This window comes from Dinghuibacter sp. (assembly GCF_035492835.1).
Lineage (GTDB): Bacteria > Bacteroidota > Bacteroidia > Chitinophagales > Chitinophagaceae > Dinghuibacter.
This window is the reverse complement of record NZ_DATJIY010000081.1, coordinates 35,158-50,912: the sequence shown is the minus strand read 5'-3', so window position 1 is coordinate 50,912 and position 15,755 is coordinate 35,158. Positions and strand designations below refer to the sequence as shown.

The 15,755-nt window shown below is 60.3% G+C and carries 13 protein-coding genes; 5 read left to right on the top strand and 8 right to left on the bottom strand.

Annotated features, from left to right (window positions below):
* From VL547_RS07970 to VL547_RS07950, 5 genes are all read right to left on the bottom strand, one after another.
* Window positions 1-757: hypothetical protein (locus VL547_RS07970; protein ID WP_325577057.1), on the bottom strand; the 757-nt coding region annotated here is incomplete at its 3' end.
* Window positions 758-852: 95 nt separating this feature from the next.
* Window positions 853-2,847: a TIM-barrel domain-containing protein gene (locus VL547_RS07965; protein WP_325577055.1), complete on the bottom strand. Its 1,995-nt coding sequence runs from the start codon at window positions 2,845-2,847 to the stop codon at window positions 853-855.
* Window position 2,848: 1 nt separating this feature from the next.
* Window positions 2,849-3,700 (bottom strand): hypothetical protein, encoded by an 852-nt coding sequence (locus VL547_RS07960; protein ID WP_325577053.1) that lies wholly within the window; start codon window positions 3,698-3,700, stop codon window positions 2,849-2,851.
* A gap of 43 nt (window positions 3,701-3,743) precedes the next feature.
* Complete coding sequence (locus tag VL547_RS07955) at window positions 3,744-4,661, bottom strand: helix-turn-helix transcriptional regulator (protein WP_325577051.1); 918 nt, start codon at window positions 4,659-4,661, stop codon at window positions 3,744-3,746.
* 12 nt (window positions 4,662-4,673) lie between these two features.
* On the bottom strand, window positions 4,674-5,564 hold the full coding sequence (locus VL547_RS07950; RefSeq protein ID WP_325577049.1) for an NmrA family NAD(P)-binding protein: 891 nt from the start codon (window positions 5,562-5,564) through the stop codon (window positions 4,674-4,676).
* Window positions 5,565-5,660: 96 nt separating this feature from the next.
* Between VL547_RS07950 and VL547_RS07945 the strand changes: the two genes are divergently transcribed.
* Window positions 5,661-7,178: an arylsulfatase gene (locus VL547_RS07945; RefSeq protein WP_325577047.1), complete on the top strand. Its 1,518-nt coding sequence runs from the start codon at window positions 5,661-5,663 to the stop codon at window positions 7,176-7,178.
* Window positions 7,179-7,184: 6 nt separating this feature from the next.
* Here VL547_RS07945 and VL547_RS07940 read toward each other — a convergent pair whose 3' ends face one another.
* Genes VL547_RS07940 through VL547_RS07930 form a run of 3 tightly spaced genes read right to left on the bottom strand, consistent with a single transcriptional unit; the run spans window position 7,185 to window position 8,405 of the window.
* The gene (locus tag VL547_RS07940) at window positions 7,185-7,661 is read right to left on the bottom strand and encodes an SRPBCC domain-containing protein (protein ID WP_325577045.1); all 477 of its coding nucleotides are present in this window, start codon (window positions 7,659-7,661) and stop codon (window positions 7,185-7,187) included.
* Window positions 7,662-7,665: 4 nt separating this feature from the next.
* Window positions 7,666-8,091: a VOC family protein gene (locus VL547_RS07935; protein WP_325577043.1), complete on the bottom strand. Its 426-nt coding sequence runs from the start codon at window positions 8,089-8,091 to the stop codon at window positions 7,666-7,668.
* Complete coding sequence (locus VL547_RS07930; RefSeq protein ID WP_325577041.1) at window positions 8,088-8,405, bottom strand: metalloregulator ArsR/SmtB family transcription factor; 318 nt, start codon at window positions 8,403-8,405, stop codon at window positions 8,088-8,090. The genes VL547_RS07935 and VL547_RS07930 overlap by 4 nt, the downstream gene beginning before the upstream one ends.
* A 161-nt stretch (window positions 8,406-8,566) precedes the next feature.
* Here VL547_RS07930 and VL547_RS07925 point away from each other — a divergent pair, with 161 nt between their 5' ends.
* The 4 genes from VL547_RS07925 (at window position 8,567) to VL547_RS07910 (ending at window position 15,752) form a co-directional block, all read left to right on the top strand.
* Window positions 8,567-9,376 (top strand): phytanoyl-CoA dioxygenase family protein, encoded by an 810-nt coding sequence (locus VL547_RS07925; protein WP_325577039.1) that lies wholly within the window; start codon window positions 8,567-8,569, stop codon window positions 9,374-9,376.
* Window positions 9,373-11,790, top strand: a complete 2,418-nt coding sequence (locus VL547_RS07920) for a hypothetical protein (protein ID WP_325577037.1) — start codon at window positions 9,373-9,375, stop codon at window positions 11,788-11,790. Before VL547_RS07925 ends, VL547_RS07920 begins: the two co-directional genes overlap by 4 nt.
* Complete coding sequence (locus tag VL547_RS07915) at window positions 11,771-12,571, top strand: hypothetical protein (RefSeq protein ID WP_325577036.1); 801 nt, start codon at window positions 11,771-11,773, stop codon at window positions 12,569-12,571. The genes VL547_RS07920 and VL547_RS07915 overlap by 20 nt, the downstream gene beginning before the upstream one ends.
* 103 nt (window positions 12,572-12,674) lie before the next feature.
* Window positions 12,675-15,752, top strand: coding sequence for a TonB-dependent receptor (locus VL547_RS07910; RefSeq protein WP_325577034.1), 3,078 nt, complete (start codon window positions 12,675-12,677; stop codon window positions 15,750-15,752).
* The last annotated feature ends 3 nt before the right edge of the window (window positions 15,753-15,755 follow it).

The following is a 15,755-nucleotide window of genomic DNA, read 5'->3' as shown; positions in this document are numbered from 1 at the left end:
ACTGGACCCCGGTACCGCCGGAGGAACTGACGGTCAGGCTGTTGTTGAATACCGTGCCCGTCGAGTACCAGCTCACATAAATGCCGTTGTTGGTGGTCGGGTTGTTGTTGAAGGTGACGGGTCCGTTAAACACGTTGCCGGTGCTGTTCCAGGCTATATCGAGGTTGTTCCCGCCGTTGTTGTTGAAGGTGGCCGCGGCGTTGTACTGGTCGGGGTTGCCGTTGCCGAGGTATAGGACGCCCGCGCCGTTGTTGGTGACCGTCAGTGCGCCGTTGAAAACGTTGTTGCCGGCGCTGGCGTCATTGGTGGGGCCGGTTTTGGTCAGGCTCGTCACGCCCTGGAACGTCGTGTTTTTCAACGTGATCGCGGCCGAGGTCACGGTGACGGCGCAGTTCATGGTGACCGCACCGCCCCCAAAGACGGTGGTGGTGGCGCCGGCAACGACCAGCGTACCGTTCAGGGCGGAGCCGCCGGTAAAGCTGGCGTTCGTGCCGCCCGCCGTCAGGGTGTAGCCGCCCAGGTTGAGCGTGCCGCTCGTCAGCGTGATGTTGTTGATGCTGGTGTTAGCAGCCAGTATGCAGTTGTTGCCGCCCGTGACGATCGTCACGTTGTCTGCCGCGGCGGGCACGCCGCCGGGGGTCCAGTTGGCCGGGGTGTTCCAGGCAGTGGACACCGATCCGTTCCAGGTATAGGAAGTCTGGGCACGGACGGATTGTAAGAGACAGAAGTAAGCAGCGTAAAGAACCAGGGTTCTCACGGTATGGATTTGCGACCAAGATAGAGATTAAAAATCCCAATACGTTGTTAACAACGCTTAAGCAGGTTAAATACTCTTAGTATTTAACCATTTAGCTAGTGGATTACTATCCAGTCACCGATCGTGTACCCTGCACCGTTACCGGAAACCGAGCCTCGCCCGTTTTGCCAGCGGAGAACCGTTTTCTCAAACGCGCGTTTTTCATAGTCGAACGTATATCCGTCGTCCCCGAACAGCTCGCCGCGGGCTTCCCCGTCGCCAAATACATAACAGGTGACGTCGAACCGGAAGCCGCGGGGGATGTACGGCAGCGGCCGGGCCAGCGGCAGGACCGTTCCCGCCTTTACGAACAGCGGCAGCTCGTCCAACCCCGGACGGATAACGTATGTTCGTCCGCCTTCGTAGCGTTCGTGGGTATTGAAGTCGTACCAGGCGCCTTCCGGCAGGTACACCGATCGGACGGTATCCGCCGCCGTTAGCGGCGCGGCCAGGAGACCGGTCCCGATCAGGTACTCGTTGGATACGTCGAAGACGTTCTTGTCCGTGGGATAGTCCAGCACGAGCGCCCGGAACGGGGGTATGCCCTTGAAGTGGTAGTCCGCAAAGGCGTTATAGAGATAGGGGACCAGGCTCATCCTCAGGTCCAGGAGCTTGCGGATCACACCTTCCACGTAACGGGCGCTGTCCATCAGCTCGTTGCGGTTGTTCTTTTCTTTGTCGATCTGGAGCCACGGCGGGTGTTGCAAATACCAGGAGTTGAACAGCGTTTGCGCCGAAAGGACGGCGGTCTGGGTTCGCCGGAGCAGGTCGGTAACGGAGCGCGATTCGCGCACCTCGGGCGACCAAAGCATGCCCGCAAAACCCGAGTTCACCGTCAACCGGATGTACTCGTCATGATCATAGGTGTCGCTGTAAAGGGAAGCCGGATAGGAAGCCGCGAAGTCGCCGGAGGCGCGCGCGTCGAGATAGGTGCGCCGGTTCAACCGGTGGTAGATGTCGTAGATCGTTTTTTGGTAGAGCAGCCCGAACACCTGGTGCATTTGTTCGCCGGACAGCCCCGACGGGAAACGGCTCAGCTCCGGAAAGCTCCAGGTGGAGCCGCCCTCCCCCAGGTTCGAGTTGTCGCATTCGTCGAGCTTGAAACCGGAAATGCCGTGTTCCGCGAATGTCCGCCGGTGGTAATCGGCAAAGATCCGCCGGGCGGCCGAGTCCGCGAAGTCGGGCACCAGCCCGCCCCAAACGGGGTAGTCGCCCGCTTTATCCTTCAGGGCGTCGTATATCGGCGCCTTGGGGTTGGTGAAGGCGTGCTCCCACAGGTTGAGGTGAAACCCCAGCTTACCGAGACTGTCGATAAAAAGGTCGTGCGTCGGAAAACGCTGTTCGTCCCAGACATAGGAGCACGAATACGCGGCCGTCTGCCACCTGGGCTCGAGCCCCAATACGTCGCAGGGGATGTCATGGGCGCGGAAATACGCCGCCATCGTGTCCACCTGGCTTTGGTCGAAGTCGGCCTTGACGCGGTATTTCACCCCCAGCCCCCAGATCGCGGGCAGCGCGCCGCCTCCCGAGAACAGGATATACCGCCGCATGGCGGTCAGCATGTCCGGTCCGTCAAAGACAAAGAGATCGATGCCGCGGGCGCCGGGGATGTCGACCGTGACATAACCCGGTCTCGGGGCGCCGCAATAAAACGTCGTATACCGCGCCGTATTGATCAATATCCCGTATCCCTTGTTCGACAGGTAAAACGTCGTCGGCCCGTGCGTGTACCCCAGGTTGTTGAGCGGGTTGTCGTTGACGATGGGACGCTTCTTCAGCCCCCGCTGATCGAAGGACCCGAACTGCAACCCAAAACCATACAAATGCTCGGACGCGTCCAGCGGTATCTCGACTACCGTTCCCCGCGCATTGACGCGGATATGGATGTCCTTCAGGTCGAAGGGTGCCGAACCGACCGGCAGGTCGGCGGTCATGGGTTTGGCGGCGCAAAGCGAATAAGGGGTGAGCTTGTCGGGCGCGCCAAAAGAGACGTGCTGAATGCCGTTCTGGGCGAAGAGGCGCGGACAAAGGAGCAGCAGGAGGAAGAGCATGTCAGGGCTTTAATGCATTCTTGAGCTCCTTCAGGTATCCCTCCACCGTTATGGGCGCGCAGCCCATGCTTACAAAGCTCTTTATATCCGCCATCTGCCAGATCGCGCCGCCGTTCAAACCGGGATATTCCTTTTTGAAATCGCCCATCATGGCCCGGATGCTGTCCACGGGCTCGCTGCCGTGCGAGGCGCCGCAGGTGGAGAACGCCCCGCGGCAGAGGAAGATGGGGTATACCGGCGTCCCGAGCTGTTGCGCCCATGGACCGGGGGTATTGCCGGTGCCCCCGTCATAACACTGGAGATAGACGCCATCGACAAGACCGGGGGCGGAGCCGTCCAGTATGGCCTTCCAGTACGCCTCGTTGGTGAACGGGCAAAGGGTCATGTGCATCCCCAGCTGGCCGATCACCGTACCCAGGCGGATGATGGAGGGGCTGTCGTATACCGATTCGTCGTCGATACAAAGGGCATCGGCGCCGAGGTCTTCCTTAAAAACCTTGCAGATGTTATACAGGGTATCGGTCGTGGAGGAATCGGCCCAGTGCCGGATAAAATCGAAGGTGTTGGGGGGCTGGTGGTACCACCGGCCCTCCAGGAGGAATTCGACGCGGGCGCTCTTTTTGAGCATCGCGATCCGGCGCAACCACTCCCTGTCGCCCACATAGCGACCGTCATGGATGATCGGGGACCGGCTGTCGCCGGAATAGACGTCGCCGTTGGCGCGTATATAAAAGCTGGATAGAACGACGGTGGTGAAACCGGAGTTCGCGATTTGCGTGTAGGTGCTGTCGTCGCCGGGATAGGTTCCCCGCCCGAAGAGGATCAGGTGTGAGAGTAGAAAGATCAGGTGCATGCTACAAGGTAGCGAAAAACGGCTTTCGGCGAATGGGCGGCCGTTAATTGAAACTTTGCCGGAACGCCAGCGGCGACAAGCCGGTCTTTGCCTTGAACAAGCGGCTGAACGACTGCGGGTGCTCGAAGCCGAGCGCAAAGGAGATTTCGCTCACCGACAGCGACGTGGTCGCGATTTCCAGCTTGGCCTTTTCGATCATCCTGTCCAGGATATGCTGCTGGGTATTGCGTCCGGTCAGCACCTTCAGCAGGCTGGCCAGGTAGTTGGGCGACAGGTGGAGCTCGCCGGCGACGTACTGGACGCTGGGCAGCCCCCGTTCCAGCAAGGGACCGTCGAACCAGGCGTCAAGCACGGCTTCGAGCCGCGCCAGCACCTCGTGGTTCTCCTTTTTCCGTGTCAGGAACTGGCGGTGATAGAACCGGTCGGCATAGTTCAGCAATACCCCGATCAGCGAGACGATGATGTCCTGGCTGAAGTTATCCTGGTTGGCCAGGTACTCCTGTTGTATCTGGCGCATCACTCCTATGGTCGTCGTCTCCTCCTGTTCGGTCAGCCAAAGGGCTTCGTGGACCGAATAGCCGAAGTAGCCGTAGCGGCGTATCCCGCGCGCCAGCGGCGTGTTCCAAAAGAAGTCCGGGTGGACGTACAGCGCCCACCCGGACAAGGGGCCGGCATGGCGACCCGGCGGCGGGCCAAAGACCTGGCCGGGCGCCATAAAGAACATGACGCCCTCATGGAAGTCGTAGCTTTCCTGCCCGTATCGGAATCCAGCGCCCTGGCAATTCCGTTTGAGCGCGATGGAGTAAAAGTCGAGCACGACGCTGTCCGGGCGCTCCTCCGGGAGGGCGCCGAGCGTATCGAGCTCGATCACGCTGATCAGCGGGTGCGCCGGCCGGGGGAGACCCCGGAGGCGATGGAACTCGCTGATGCTGTCGATCCGGTATGGTTCGCTGCCAGGCATACTACAAGGTACTTATTGCCGATGATAGGCCGCTGCAAATTCCGGGGCGAATGCGGCGAGCTTGGTTTTTCCGAGCGTCGGGTGGTGCCGGTAATAGTCTTCGTACAGACCCTGGCGCGCGTACATCTCCACGTAACCCTCGGCTATATCCGGTTTCATGCCCGCCGCCAGCAGACCCTGGAGCATCTGGTCGTCGGAGATTTTTATCCACGTCAGGCCGGGTTTGCCGATGGCCGCGCCGAGGATGCGCGCGACCTCGTTGCACGAGAGCTCGTCGCTGGCGACATAGCGGAAAGAACGGTTCGCCACGGTCGGGTTGTCGATCTCCTCCGCGATGGCCGTGGCGATGTCGGCGGGCGCGACCCACGACGCCACGTCGTCACCGCCGTAGTTGGCGGCGATCATGCCCTGGCTTTTGATCAGGGGGATAAAGCCCAGGAGGTTGTAAAAGAAACCCGTCGGCCGCATAAAGGTCAGGTGTACGTCGTCCGGCAATTCCTTCAGGATGGTTTCGGCAATAAAGTGCAGCCGGAGCAGGCCGTTGCCCTTATCGGTGTGCGCGCCGATACTGCTGAGGTGGATGACCCGTTTGACGCCGGCGTCCGCCAGCGCCTGCCGGTAGGTGTTCATCAGGGCGCCCACGCGTTCATAGACGTCATAATCCTGGTTCCTGAAGTCACCGGGCGGTATCATGGTATACGCCAGGTCGGCGCCGGTGAAAACGCCTTTCAGGAATTCCGCGTCCTCCACCGAACCGATGGCGGCCCTGGCGCCCAGCGCTTCGATCTCCGCCACGCGGTCGGGTTTGCTGCTGACTACCGTGACTTCGTGTCCTTTTTTAACCAGGATCTCCGTAAGGGGTCGGCCGATGTGACCCAGGGAGCCCGTAACGACAATGGTCATATGTTTTACTGGTTTTATACCCGCAAAGCTCCATCGATTGCGCAAAATCGGGGTAACACTATCTCAGGGAGTCGTAACACAATCTATCTTTATGCCATGCGCCTGTCTCCTTTCCTATACCTCATCGTTTTGCTGCCCGCGGCTTCGCCCAGGGCGCAAACCCGCCCCAACATCGTTTTTATCTATAGCGACGACCTGGGCTATGGAGACGTCGGCTGCTATGGCGCGACGGCCGTCCGGACGCCCAACGTCGACCGGCTGGCGGCGGAAGGGCTGCGTTTTACCAACGGGCACAGCGAGGCGGCGACCTGTACGCCTTCCCGGTTTTCCTTTGTCACAGGTCTGTATTCCTGGCGGAAAAAAAATACGGGTATCGCCCGGGGGAACGCGGGGCTCATCATACCGGAGGGTACGACGACGGTGGCGTCCGTACTTACGCACGCCGGCTACCGGACGGGTATCGTGGGGAAGTGGCACCTGGGGCTGGGCGGCCCCGATGGACCCGACTGGAACGGTAACGTCGGGCCGGGGCCGCTGGAGCTCGGTTTTGCGTACAGCTATATCATCCCGGCCACGCTCGACCGCGTGCCGACCGTCTATGTCGACGGGAGGCGCGTCGCGGGGCTCGACCCGAAGGACCCGCTCTTCGTAAGCTACGACCACCCGGTCGGGGACGAGCCCACGGGAAAAGACTACCCGGAGCTGCTGCGGTATCCGGCTTCTCACGGTCACGATCAGACGATCGTCAACGGGATCGGGCGGATCGGTTATATGGCGGGCGGGCGCTCGGCGCGGTGGGTGGACGAGACCGTGGCCCAGGTGCTGGCGCGGAAGGCCGTCGACTTTATCGCGGCCTCCCGCGCCGGCGGGGAGCCGTTTTTCCTGTACTATGCGCTCACCGACATCCACGTACCGCACTGGCCGAACCGGGACTTTGTCAACACGAGCGGACTCGGGCTGCGGGGCGACGCCATCGTCCAGATGGACTGGTGCGTGGGACAGGTCCTCCACGCGCTGGACAGCCTGGGACTGGCGGACAACACCCTCGTCATCTTCAGCAGCGATAACGGGCCGGTGGTCGACGACGGCTATGCCGACGGATCGGTGGAACACCTCGGCGGACACCGGCCCGCGGGCGTGCTGCGGGGCGGTAAATACAGCCGTTTCGAAGGAGGTACGCGGGTGCCGTTTATCGTCCGCTGGCCCGGCCAGGTCAAGCCGGGGGTCTCCGATGCGTTGGTTTGCCAGATAGACTTCCTTCGGTCGTTCGCGCGGCTAACGGGGCAACCGCTGGGTGCGACCGACGGGCCGGACAGCTTCGACGTGCTGGATGCGCTGCTGGGGCGTTCTTCTACCGGGAGACCCTATTTGCCGGAGGATGCGGATGGGCCCAGCGTTTTACGTGGTCGCTGGAAATATATTCCCCCCTACCCCGGCGGGCCGTTGATCTCCTCCGTCCATATCGAGACGGGGAATTTGATGCAGCCGCAGTTGTACGATCTGTCGAACGACCTTGGCGAACGTCACAACGTGGCGGCGGAGCACCCGGAGGTGGTGCGGGAATTGGACGCGCTGCTGAGGGCCGTGACCGGCCCGGCACCGCCTGTTAAATGACGGTCCTTACGACGCTGGCGTGGGAAACCTTGCGATCATCTGGTCCAGGCCGATCTTGGCGAAGGCGGCGATCGTGCCAAAGTCGGCCGATTCTTCTATGGTCATTTCGGTACGGTCGTTTCCAAGAGCCCTGAATTTGACGATGGTTTGGACGTCTTTGGGAAAATCAGCCGGCAGGCCATATTGGGTCGGGTCGGCCGGGCTGCCGTCGGGATTGACCAGGTTCTGGATAAACTCAATGAGCTCGTGTGGTACGATGCGGGTGTACGTCCAGCTGGTAAAGTGCTCCATCCCCGCCATGAACTGCGCTGACTTCATACTGACCAGCGAGGTCCCGCCTTCGCGGAAGTCGATGCGCGCCAGCGGGCAGGTGAAGAAGTCCGGGCCCCACCACTGTTTTACGAGCTCGGCGTCCGTCCACAGGGCCCATACTTTTTCGACGGGGGCGTCGAAGGTCCGGGTGGCATCGATGTGTTTGACCATGGGATCAGGCGTTTAAAAGGGCCTCGATGTCGAATTTACGCATTTTCATAAAGGCCTGGGTGACGCGCGCGGCGCGGGCGGGATCGCTCATCAATTCCCCCAGTTGCGCGGGGACGACCTGCCAGGAAAGCCCGAACTTGTCTTTGCACCAGCCGCACATGCTTTCCGCGCCGCCGTCGGCGGTGAGCTTGTCCCAATAGTAGTCGATCTCTTTTTGATCTTTACAAGGGATCACAAAAGATATGGCTTCGTTGAAATGGAATTTCGGGCCGCCGTTCAGCCCCATAAAGAGCTGACCATTCAGTTCGAAATTCACGACCAGACCATTGTCGTTTTTGATCGTCGAATCCGGGAAAATGCCGCAGTAGAATTCCGCGGCGGCCCGTGCCTGGTTGTCGAACCAGAGACAGGGATAGAGGGGCTTCATCATGACTTATCGTTTTTGAGTAATTTATCCATGGCGGCCAGCCGGCCGTCCCACAACCTCCGGTAGGGGTCGAGCCAGTCGGATACTTCTTTCATCTTCCGGGGGTTGACTTGGTAATACACTTCCCGGCCCGTCTGGGTTTGTTTTAACAGCTCGCATTCGTGCAGTATCTGGAGGTGCTTGGAGATCGTTTGTCTCGAGCTGCCGAAGTTGTCGGCGATGGCGCCGGCGGTCATGGCCTGGAAAGCCACCAGGGCGAGGATGGCCCGGCGCGTGGGGTCGGCTATGGCCTGGAAGACGTCTCTGCGGAGGTTCATTTATGCAGCTATTTGACTGCGAATATACGAGCAGTTATTTGGCTGCGCAAATTTATTTTCGCGCGGGGCTCTGCGGCCGCCGCGGCATTGTCAAAAACCGCAACTCAAATATCAAATAGCGCCAGCCGGTGCGGGCGCGGCTTTTTAGATTTGATGACCATATGAATCACGAACTATCCGCGCAGGAAATCGCGCAATACAGGCAAGACGGTTTTATTATAAAGGAAAACTTCCTCACACCGGAAGAACTGTCGGCATGGCGCGACGCGGTGGAGAAAGCCGTGGCCAAGCGCAACGGTCACAAGATGCCGGACCGCAAGGAAGTGTACGGCAAGGGGGACGACGCCGACAAGGAGTATTATGACAACGTCTTTGACCAGCTGCTCAACCTCTGGCAGGACAACGAGGGCGTGCGGAATATCATGCTCGACGAGCGCCTCGGGAAAATGGCGGCGCAGCTGTCCGGCGCGGACGGCATCCGGATCTGGCACGACCAGGCGTTGATCAAAAAGCCCTGGTCCAACCCCACGTCGTGGCACCTGGACACGCCGTACTGGTCGTTCAGCGACCGGCGTGCGCTCTCGATCTGGGTGGCGCTCGACGACGCCACCTACGAGAACGGCTGTTTATTTTTTATCCCCGGCTCCTACCACCAGACTACCTTTGAGAACCCCGGTATCGGGAAGAACATGGGAGCGATCTTCAATACCTACCCGGCGTTCCGGCAGACGAAGTCCGTGGCCGCGCCGATGAAAGCGGGAAGCTGCTCGTTCCACAACGGGCTGACGATCCACGGGGCGAACCCGAACATGACCCCGGGATACCGCCGCGCCATGACGTGCGCGTATATGCCCGACGGCAATACCTATAACGGGATACAAAACATCCTGAGTGACGAGTATGTGGCGCGGTTGCAGGTGGGCGACCCGCTGAATGACGAGGCGCAAAATCCATTGATATATAGCCGATGAGGGTACATCTTGCTTGCTTATTGTTTTTTCTGGCGACCGGGGGAGTCGCGCAGCGCGTGCACACGGCGACGCTGGACCTGACATTGGCAACCGACCACCGAGCTGCGATTACGTCGCTGACAGTCAATGGCCAAAAGGTAATCGACAACCCCGAAGGCATAAGCACGAGCCTTACGGTGAACGGCGTAACCTACTCCTCCGCGCAGGCGAGCGCATCGCCATCGGTAAAACGGACCGCGGGCGCGCTGGTCGTAGACGGCATCGTCTACGGCCCGGTGCGCGAGCGCTGGGTCTTCACCACCGCGGGCGACGCCGTGCGGTGGACGATACAACGAACGCTATCCCACCCCGTTAGCGCGGAGCAGGAGGACGCGCCGCTTTTTCGCTTCGATCAAATGAGCACGTGGGACGGGGCGTACCAGGGGTATGGCGGCGTGGCCTGGTTTTATCTTTTCGAAGAAAAGAACTGCACCTACGGGGTGCATACCACTACGACGAATTTCTGGAACAGTCATACCAACGTGGGCCTGACGGTGGACGTCGACGCCGGGGGCAAAAAGGTGGCCATGCGCTATACGCGTACGGCCGACGATCATTTGGCATATGGTATCACGGTCTCCGCTAACGACGCCCTGCCGAGGCTGGACAGCGGCACGCACCGGCGGCGTTTTATACGCGGGAGCGACCGGGTTTGGGCGCCGATGACCGCCGAAACGGGAACGACGACGGTCACGCTAAGATATTATAACGTCGAAGACCGCTACGGCCGCGGAAAATTCCAGGGGATCGACGGCGCCCGCGTGAGCGCGGTGCTGAGCACGATCGCGCGGATGGGTGTCATCGACTCCCTCCACTTCGGGGGGAACAGCTGGCATACGCCCTACGGCCCGATCTGTCTCCACGAGCAGTACATAGGGCTGCTGGGGCTGGCGATCGACGATACGGATTACCTCAAGGGATATAAAAGCTGTCTCGACTTTTACCGCGACCACGCGATCAAACCCGACGGTCGCGTATACCCGCGCTGGGCGTACAGCGACGAGGACATGATGCCCGGCCAGGGCAACAAGGAAGGCTTTTATGAAGCGCAGTGGGGCTACCTGATCGACTCCAACCCCGACCTCGTCACCAACGTGTCCGACTGTTATAACCTGACCGGTGACAAGGCATGGGTCCGCCGTCACCAGCGGTCCAACGAAAAGGCGCTGGACTGGCTGCTGCACCGGGACGACAACGGCAACGGACTCGTAGAGGTGATGACCGACAGCGAAAAGCAAAAGCGGGGCAGCGACTGGATCGACATCGTGTGGGCGTCGTACGAGAACGCGTTTATCAACGCCAAGCTATACCACGCCCTGGTGGAATGGGCGCCTATCGAGGCCCGGCTGGGCGACGCCGGACACGCCGCGACCTACGCGGAGGCCGCTGCCAGGCTGAAGGCCAGCTTTAACAAACCGATCGGCCAGGGCGGTTTCTGGGACGAGGAAAACGGGTGCTACGTCCACTGGCTCGACAAGGACGGCAGCGCGCACGGGCGGAATATGGTAACGCCGGTGAATTTCATGGCGATCGCCTATGGGCTGTGCGACGAGCCTGCGCGGCAAAAACGGATACTCGACGGGATCGAGGCCGGTATGCGCAAGGAACAGCTTTTCTTCTGGCCGCTGGTGATGACCAGCTACGCGCCCGGGGAAGCAAAGAGGTCCCAATACCCCTTCCCTTCCTACGAAAACGGCGACATCTTCCTTTCCTGGGGATCGATCGCCCTACAGGCCTATGCGGCGTACGACCCCGCCCTGGCGGTACGGTACGTCCGGAACGTCCTGGAGCAGTATGGCAAGGACGGGCTGGCCTATCAACGGTATGGCCGGGCGCGCCAGGAAGGCGAGGGTGACGACATCCTGTCGGGCAACAGCCTTACGGTGGTGGGGTTGTATCAATCGATCTATGGCATCCAGCCGGTGTACAACCGGCTGTACCTGGAACCGCACATAACGGGAGAATTGTCTGGGACGTCGCTCCTCTACCGCTTCCGCGGAGACAAGCTGACGATCGACCTGGATACCGGGCGCTACGCCATCACCGATCGGGGGCGGCAAATCAGCAGTCAACGACCATTTGGTTTTTACTATAGCCATGGCAAACTGTGTTTCTTCGAAGGGAACGCGGACAAACCGTCGCTCGAGGCTACGACCGGCGGCGCCATAACGATGGCCATTGGCCGATGGGATGCGCAAGCGAAAGAATGGACCTCCTCGGCGCCAGCGGCGTTTAGCGTGACCGGGCTACAAGCGGAAAGGACATACGAGGTGACGATGGATGGAAAGAACCGCAAAATGACCACAGACGCAAAGGGCGTCCTTCACCTCGAAGGCTTAGCCAAAAACTATACCGTTGCAGATCAGATACTGTAGCCCCTGGTGGGGACACGAGCACGTGCCGATGAAAGACTTCCTGCGGACCATCGCGGCAGCGGGGTATGACGGCATCGACACGTGGATACCTCCGCACGCGGAAGACCAAAAAGCGCTCCGCGACGCGGACATCACCTTGGTGCTGCACCAGCACGAAGCCAGCGATCCCGCGGATTACCGGCGGCGGCTGGAAACATGCGCGTCCTGGCGACCGCTGCTGATCAATTCGCATACGGGCAGGGATTGGTTCACGCTGGAGCAGCAGCTGGCCCTGATCGACATCGCCCAGGAGGTCGCCGACAAGACGGGCACTCCCATCGTACATGAGACCCATCGGGGCCGCATGGGGTATTCGCCGCAAACGGCGGCCATCCTGTTCGACCAGCGGCCGAACCTAAGGATCACCGCCGACTTTTCGCACTGGACCTGCGTCACCGAAAGCCTGCTCGACAATTTCGGCGACACCCTCGCCGTCGCGTGCCGGCGCGCCCGCCACATCCACGCGCGGGTGGGCTTTGAACAAGGTCCGCAGGTCAGGGACCCGGCCGACCCGGCGTTCGACTACGCCGTCCGGAAATTCCTGGGCTGGTGGGACGCCATCGTGGAGCACAACCTTTTTATCGGCACGCCGGTCCTGACGATGACCACCGAGTTCGGCCCCCCACCCTATATGCCCTGTAACGACGATCAATTCCGACAAAACCGCTACATGCTCGAACTGCTTAAAACCCGCTACGGACAAGAAATATCAAAAAGCGCAACAGATATATCACATACTTAATTTTCATATAAAGGATTCCTAATTCTCGCATGAAAGCGCAGGACAGTTCTGCTAATTCGATTAACTACCTTCATTCTATTCCTTACATCAAAAATTGATTGCTATGCCAAAAACGTCATGGCTTTTCCTGCCGCCCGGCAGGAGAGTACTGCTTTTGCTATGCCTTATCCTTATCACCACTTCCGGATGGGCCCAACGGGCCATCAGTATCAAAGGCTCTGTCACCAACGAAAAAAACGCCCCGCTGGCGGGCGTATCCATCAACATCAAGGGAACGACCAAGGGAACGACCACCGATAACGCGGGTAAGTTCGCGTTATCCGCCCCGGAAGGGTCGGTGTTGTCCGTGACCTTCGTGGGCTACCGCGGACAGGAGATCGCCGTCACCGGTGAAAAACAAATCACGGTCCAGCTGATCCCGAACACCTCCGACCTCGGCGAGGTCCTGGTGGTCAGCTATGGTACGCAGAAAAAACGGGACATCACCGGCGCCGTCAGCCAGCTCAACGCCGACGAGGTAAAGGACATGCCCGTCACCAACATCGGCCAGAAGATGCAGGACAAGTTCGCCGGCGTACAGATCAACCAGAACGACGGCACGCCCGGGGTGGACATGACCATCCGTATCCGCGGCGCGGCGTCGATCAACGCGGGGAACGGGCCCCTCATCGTCATAGACGGCTTCCCCACCGAAAGCGGTCTCAGCACGCTGGCGCCCGATGACATCGAATCCATCACCGTCCTCAAGGACGCGGCCGCCGGCGCGCTCTATGGCTCGCGCGCCGCCAACGGGGTGATCCTGGTAACGACCAAACAAGCCAGGAACGGCCAGAAGAGCATCCAGTTCAGCGCCTACTACGGCACCCAGAAGGTGGCCAAGCACGGGCGTCCGGACCTGATGAACGCCCAGCAGTTCGCCGAGTTTAAAAAGGAATACTACGAGGACGCGGCCACGTACGAAGGCTATACCGGCGGCGTCCCGGCGCAATACCAGGACCCCACCCAATATGGCCCCGGCTCGGGCACCAACTGGTTCGACGTGCTCCTGCGCAACGCCCCGACCCAGAACTACGACATGACGATCACCAACGGCACCCACGACATCAAGTCGGTGTGGAACGTCGACTATACCCGCCAGGACGGCGTCATGATCAACAACTGGTTCCAGCGCTTCAACGCCAGCTCCAACAACATCTACAACGTCACGGACCGGCTCACGATCGCGGGTAACCTCGGTATCACCTACAAAAAGAGCAACATCACCCCTAATCTCGGCGACGGGCGCAACGTCATCCAGGTCGCCTACCTGACCGATCCCACGTTGAACTACCGGAACGCGGACGGCACCTACCCCGTCGGTTTCGCCTCCCCCGGGATGTTCAACGAGACAAACCCCTACCTGACCCTGATGGAGACCCAGAACCCGAACAACGACTTCACGCTGCTGGCTAACGGCTACGCGCAGTACCGGATCATCGACGGGTTGAGCTTCAAGACCTCGATCAACATCAACAACGATTACGACCTCAACCGGTACTTCGCGCCCTCCACCATCCTGGGCGGTGTCACACCGGCGGCGTCGGCCTCGGGTAGCTACAACACCAGCACCTTCCTGTCCTGGCTTTGGGAGAACAGCCTGACGTATAAGAAATCCTTCGGCCAGCACAACATCGAGGCCTTTGCCGGGTATTCCGCGCAGAAGGTCCACTACGAGAACAGCGGTATCAACGGCGGTCAATTCCCCGATGATAACATTTCCTGGCTCAACGTGGCCGCCACCCGGATCGGGAACGTCGGCGCGAGCGACTTTTCGCTCTTGTCGTACGAGGGCCGCGTGAACTACGACTTCGAGCACCGCTACCTGCTCTCGCTCAACTTCCGGAGCGACGGTTCCTCGCGCTTTGGCACGGAGCGGAAGTACGGGAACTTCCCGTCGGTGTCAGCGGGCTGGGTCGTGTCCGATGAAAGCTTCATGAAGAACATGAAGAACATCAGCTTCCTGAAGCTGCGCGGCAGCTACGGTTCGCTCGGGAACGACAACATCGGGAACTATACCTACCTGGCGGGCGTACAGCAAACCAACTACGTCTATAACAATACGCTGGCGGCGGGCTCGTCGCTCAACGGCATCGGCAACAACCAGCTGACCTGGGAAACCACGACGGGGTATGACCTCGGGGTGGACCTCAGCCTCTTCAAGGGCCGCCTGTCCGTGACCTACGACTACTACTGGAAGAAAACGGACGGTCTGCTCTATGCCATCAACATCCCGGTACAGTCCGGCTTCAGCTCGATCAACGCCAACGTCGGCCGGTTCGACTTCTGGGGTCACGAGATCTCGGTCGAATCCAAGAACATGGTGGGTAAATTCACCTGGAGCACCCAGGCTAACATCTCCATCGACCGGAACATCGTCAAGCAGCTCGGTACGAGCAACGCGCCTATCGGCGGCTACCAGGACTACTGGGACGACAACCGCACCGCGGTGGGTCACCCGATCGGGCTTTTCTACGGCTATATCAACACGGGCGTCTATATGACCCAGCAGGAGTTCAACACCGAACCACACGACGCCACCGCCATGGTCGGCACCGCGCGCTTCAAGGACATCAGCGGCCCCAATGGCAAACCCGACGGGATCATCGACGAGAACGACCGTACCTGGATCGGCAACCCCAACCCCAAGTTCACCTACGGCATGACCAATACCCTGGGTTATAAGAACTTTGACTTTACGCTGGCGATCGGCGGCTCCGTCGGGAACGACATCGCGGACGACGCCTTCCAGTCCACCGAAAACCTCGACGGCGTGTTCAACGTCCGCCGCGGCGTCGCGGGCCGGTGGCGGTCCGAGACCGACCCCGGCCAGGGCATCTACCCCCGCACGCGCTCGGGCACCACGGCCGACTTCCGGAACTTCACGACCCGCCAGGTGTTCAGCGGGACCTACCTGTCCGCGCGGAACATCACGCTCGGCTACACCTTCAACGTCCGCTCCAGCAAGATCGTCCGCAGCGCCCGTCTCTACGTGAGCGCGCAGAACGCCTTCCTGCTGACGAAGTACGAGGGCATGAACCCCGAAATCAGCATGTACGGGCTCAACGGCCTGAACCAGGGCCGCGACTTCACCCAATTCCCGATCGCAAAAATCTACACTGCCGGCGTGAACGTCGGGTTTTAAAAC

What these genes read in the sequence shown, in the direction of transcription:
- VL547_RS07935 (WP_325577043.1), bottom strand. Translation starts at nt 8,091, where the DNA reads ATGATGAAGCCCCTCTATCCCTGTCTCTGGTTCGACAACCAGGCACGG.
- VL547_RS07945 (WP_325577047.1), top strand. Translation starts at nt 5,661, where the DNA reads ATGCGCCTGTCTCCTTTCCTATACCTCATCGTTTTGCTGCCCGCGGCT.
- VL547_RS07910 (WP_325577034.1), top strand. Translation starts at nt 12,675, where the DNA reads ATGCCAAAAACGTCATGGCTTTTCCTGCCGCCCGGCAGGAGAGTACTG.
- VL547_RS07925 (WP_325577039.1), top strand. Translation starts at nt 8,567, where the DNA reads ATGAATCACGAACTATCCGCGCAGGAAATCGCGCAATACAGGCAAGAC.
- VL547_RS07965 (WP_325577055.1), bottom strand. Translation starts at nt 2,847, where the DNA reads ATGCTCTTCCTCCTGCTGCTCCTTTGTCCGCGCCTCTTCGCCCAGAAC.
- VL547_RS07930 (WP_325577041.1), bottom strand. Translation starts at nt 8,405, where the DNA reads ATGAACCTCCGCAGAGACGTCTTCCAGGCCATAGCCGACCCCACGCGC.
- VL547_RS07920 (WP_325577037.1), top strand. Translation starts at nt 9,373, where the DNA reads ATGAGGGTACATCTTGCTTGCTTATTGTTTTTTCTGGCGACCGGGGGA.
- VL547_RS07955 (WP_325577051.1), bottom strand. Translation starts at nt 4,661, where the DNA reads ATGCCTGGCAGCGAACCATACCGGATCGACAGCATCAGCGAGTTCCAT.
- VL547_RS07950 (WP_325577049.1), bottom strand. Translation starts at nt 5,564, where the DNA reads ATGACCATTGTCGTTACGGGCTCCCTGGGTCACATCGGCCGACCCCTT.
- VL547_RS07940 (WP_325577045.1), bottom strand. Translation starts at nt 7,661, where the DNA reads ATGGTCAAACACATCGATGCCACCCGGACCTTCGACGCCCCCGTCGAA.
- VL547_RS07960 (WP_325577053.1), bottom strand. Translation starts at nt 3,700, where the DNA reads ATGCACCTGATCTTTCTACTCTCACACCTGATCCTCTTCGGGCGGGGA.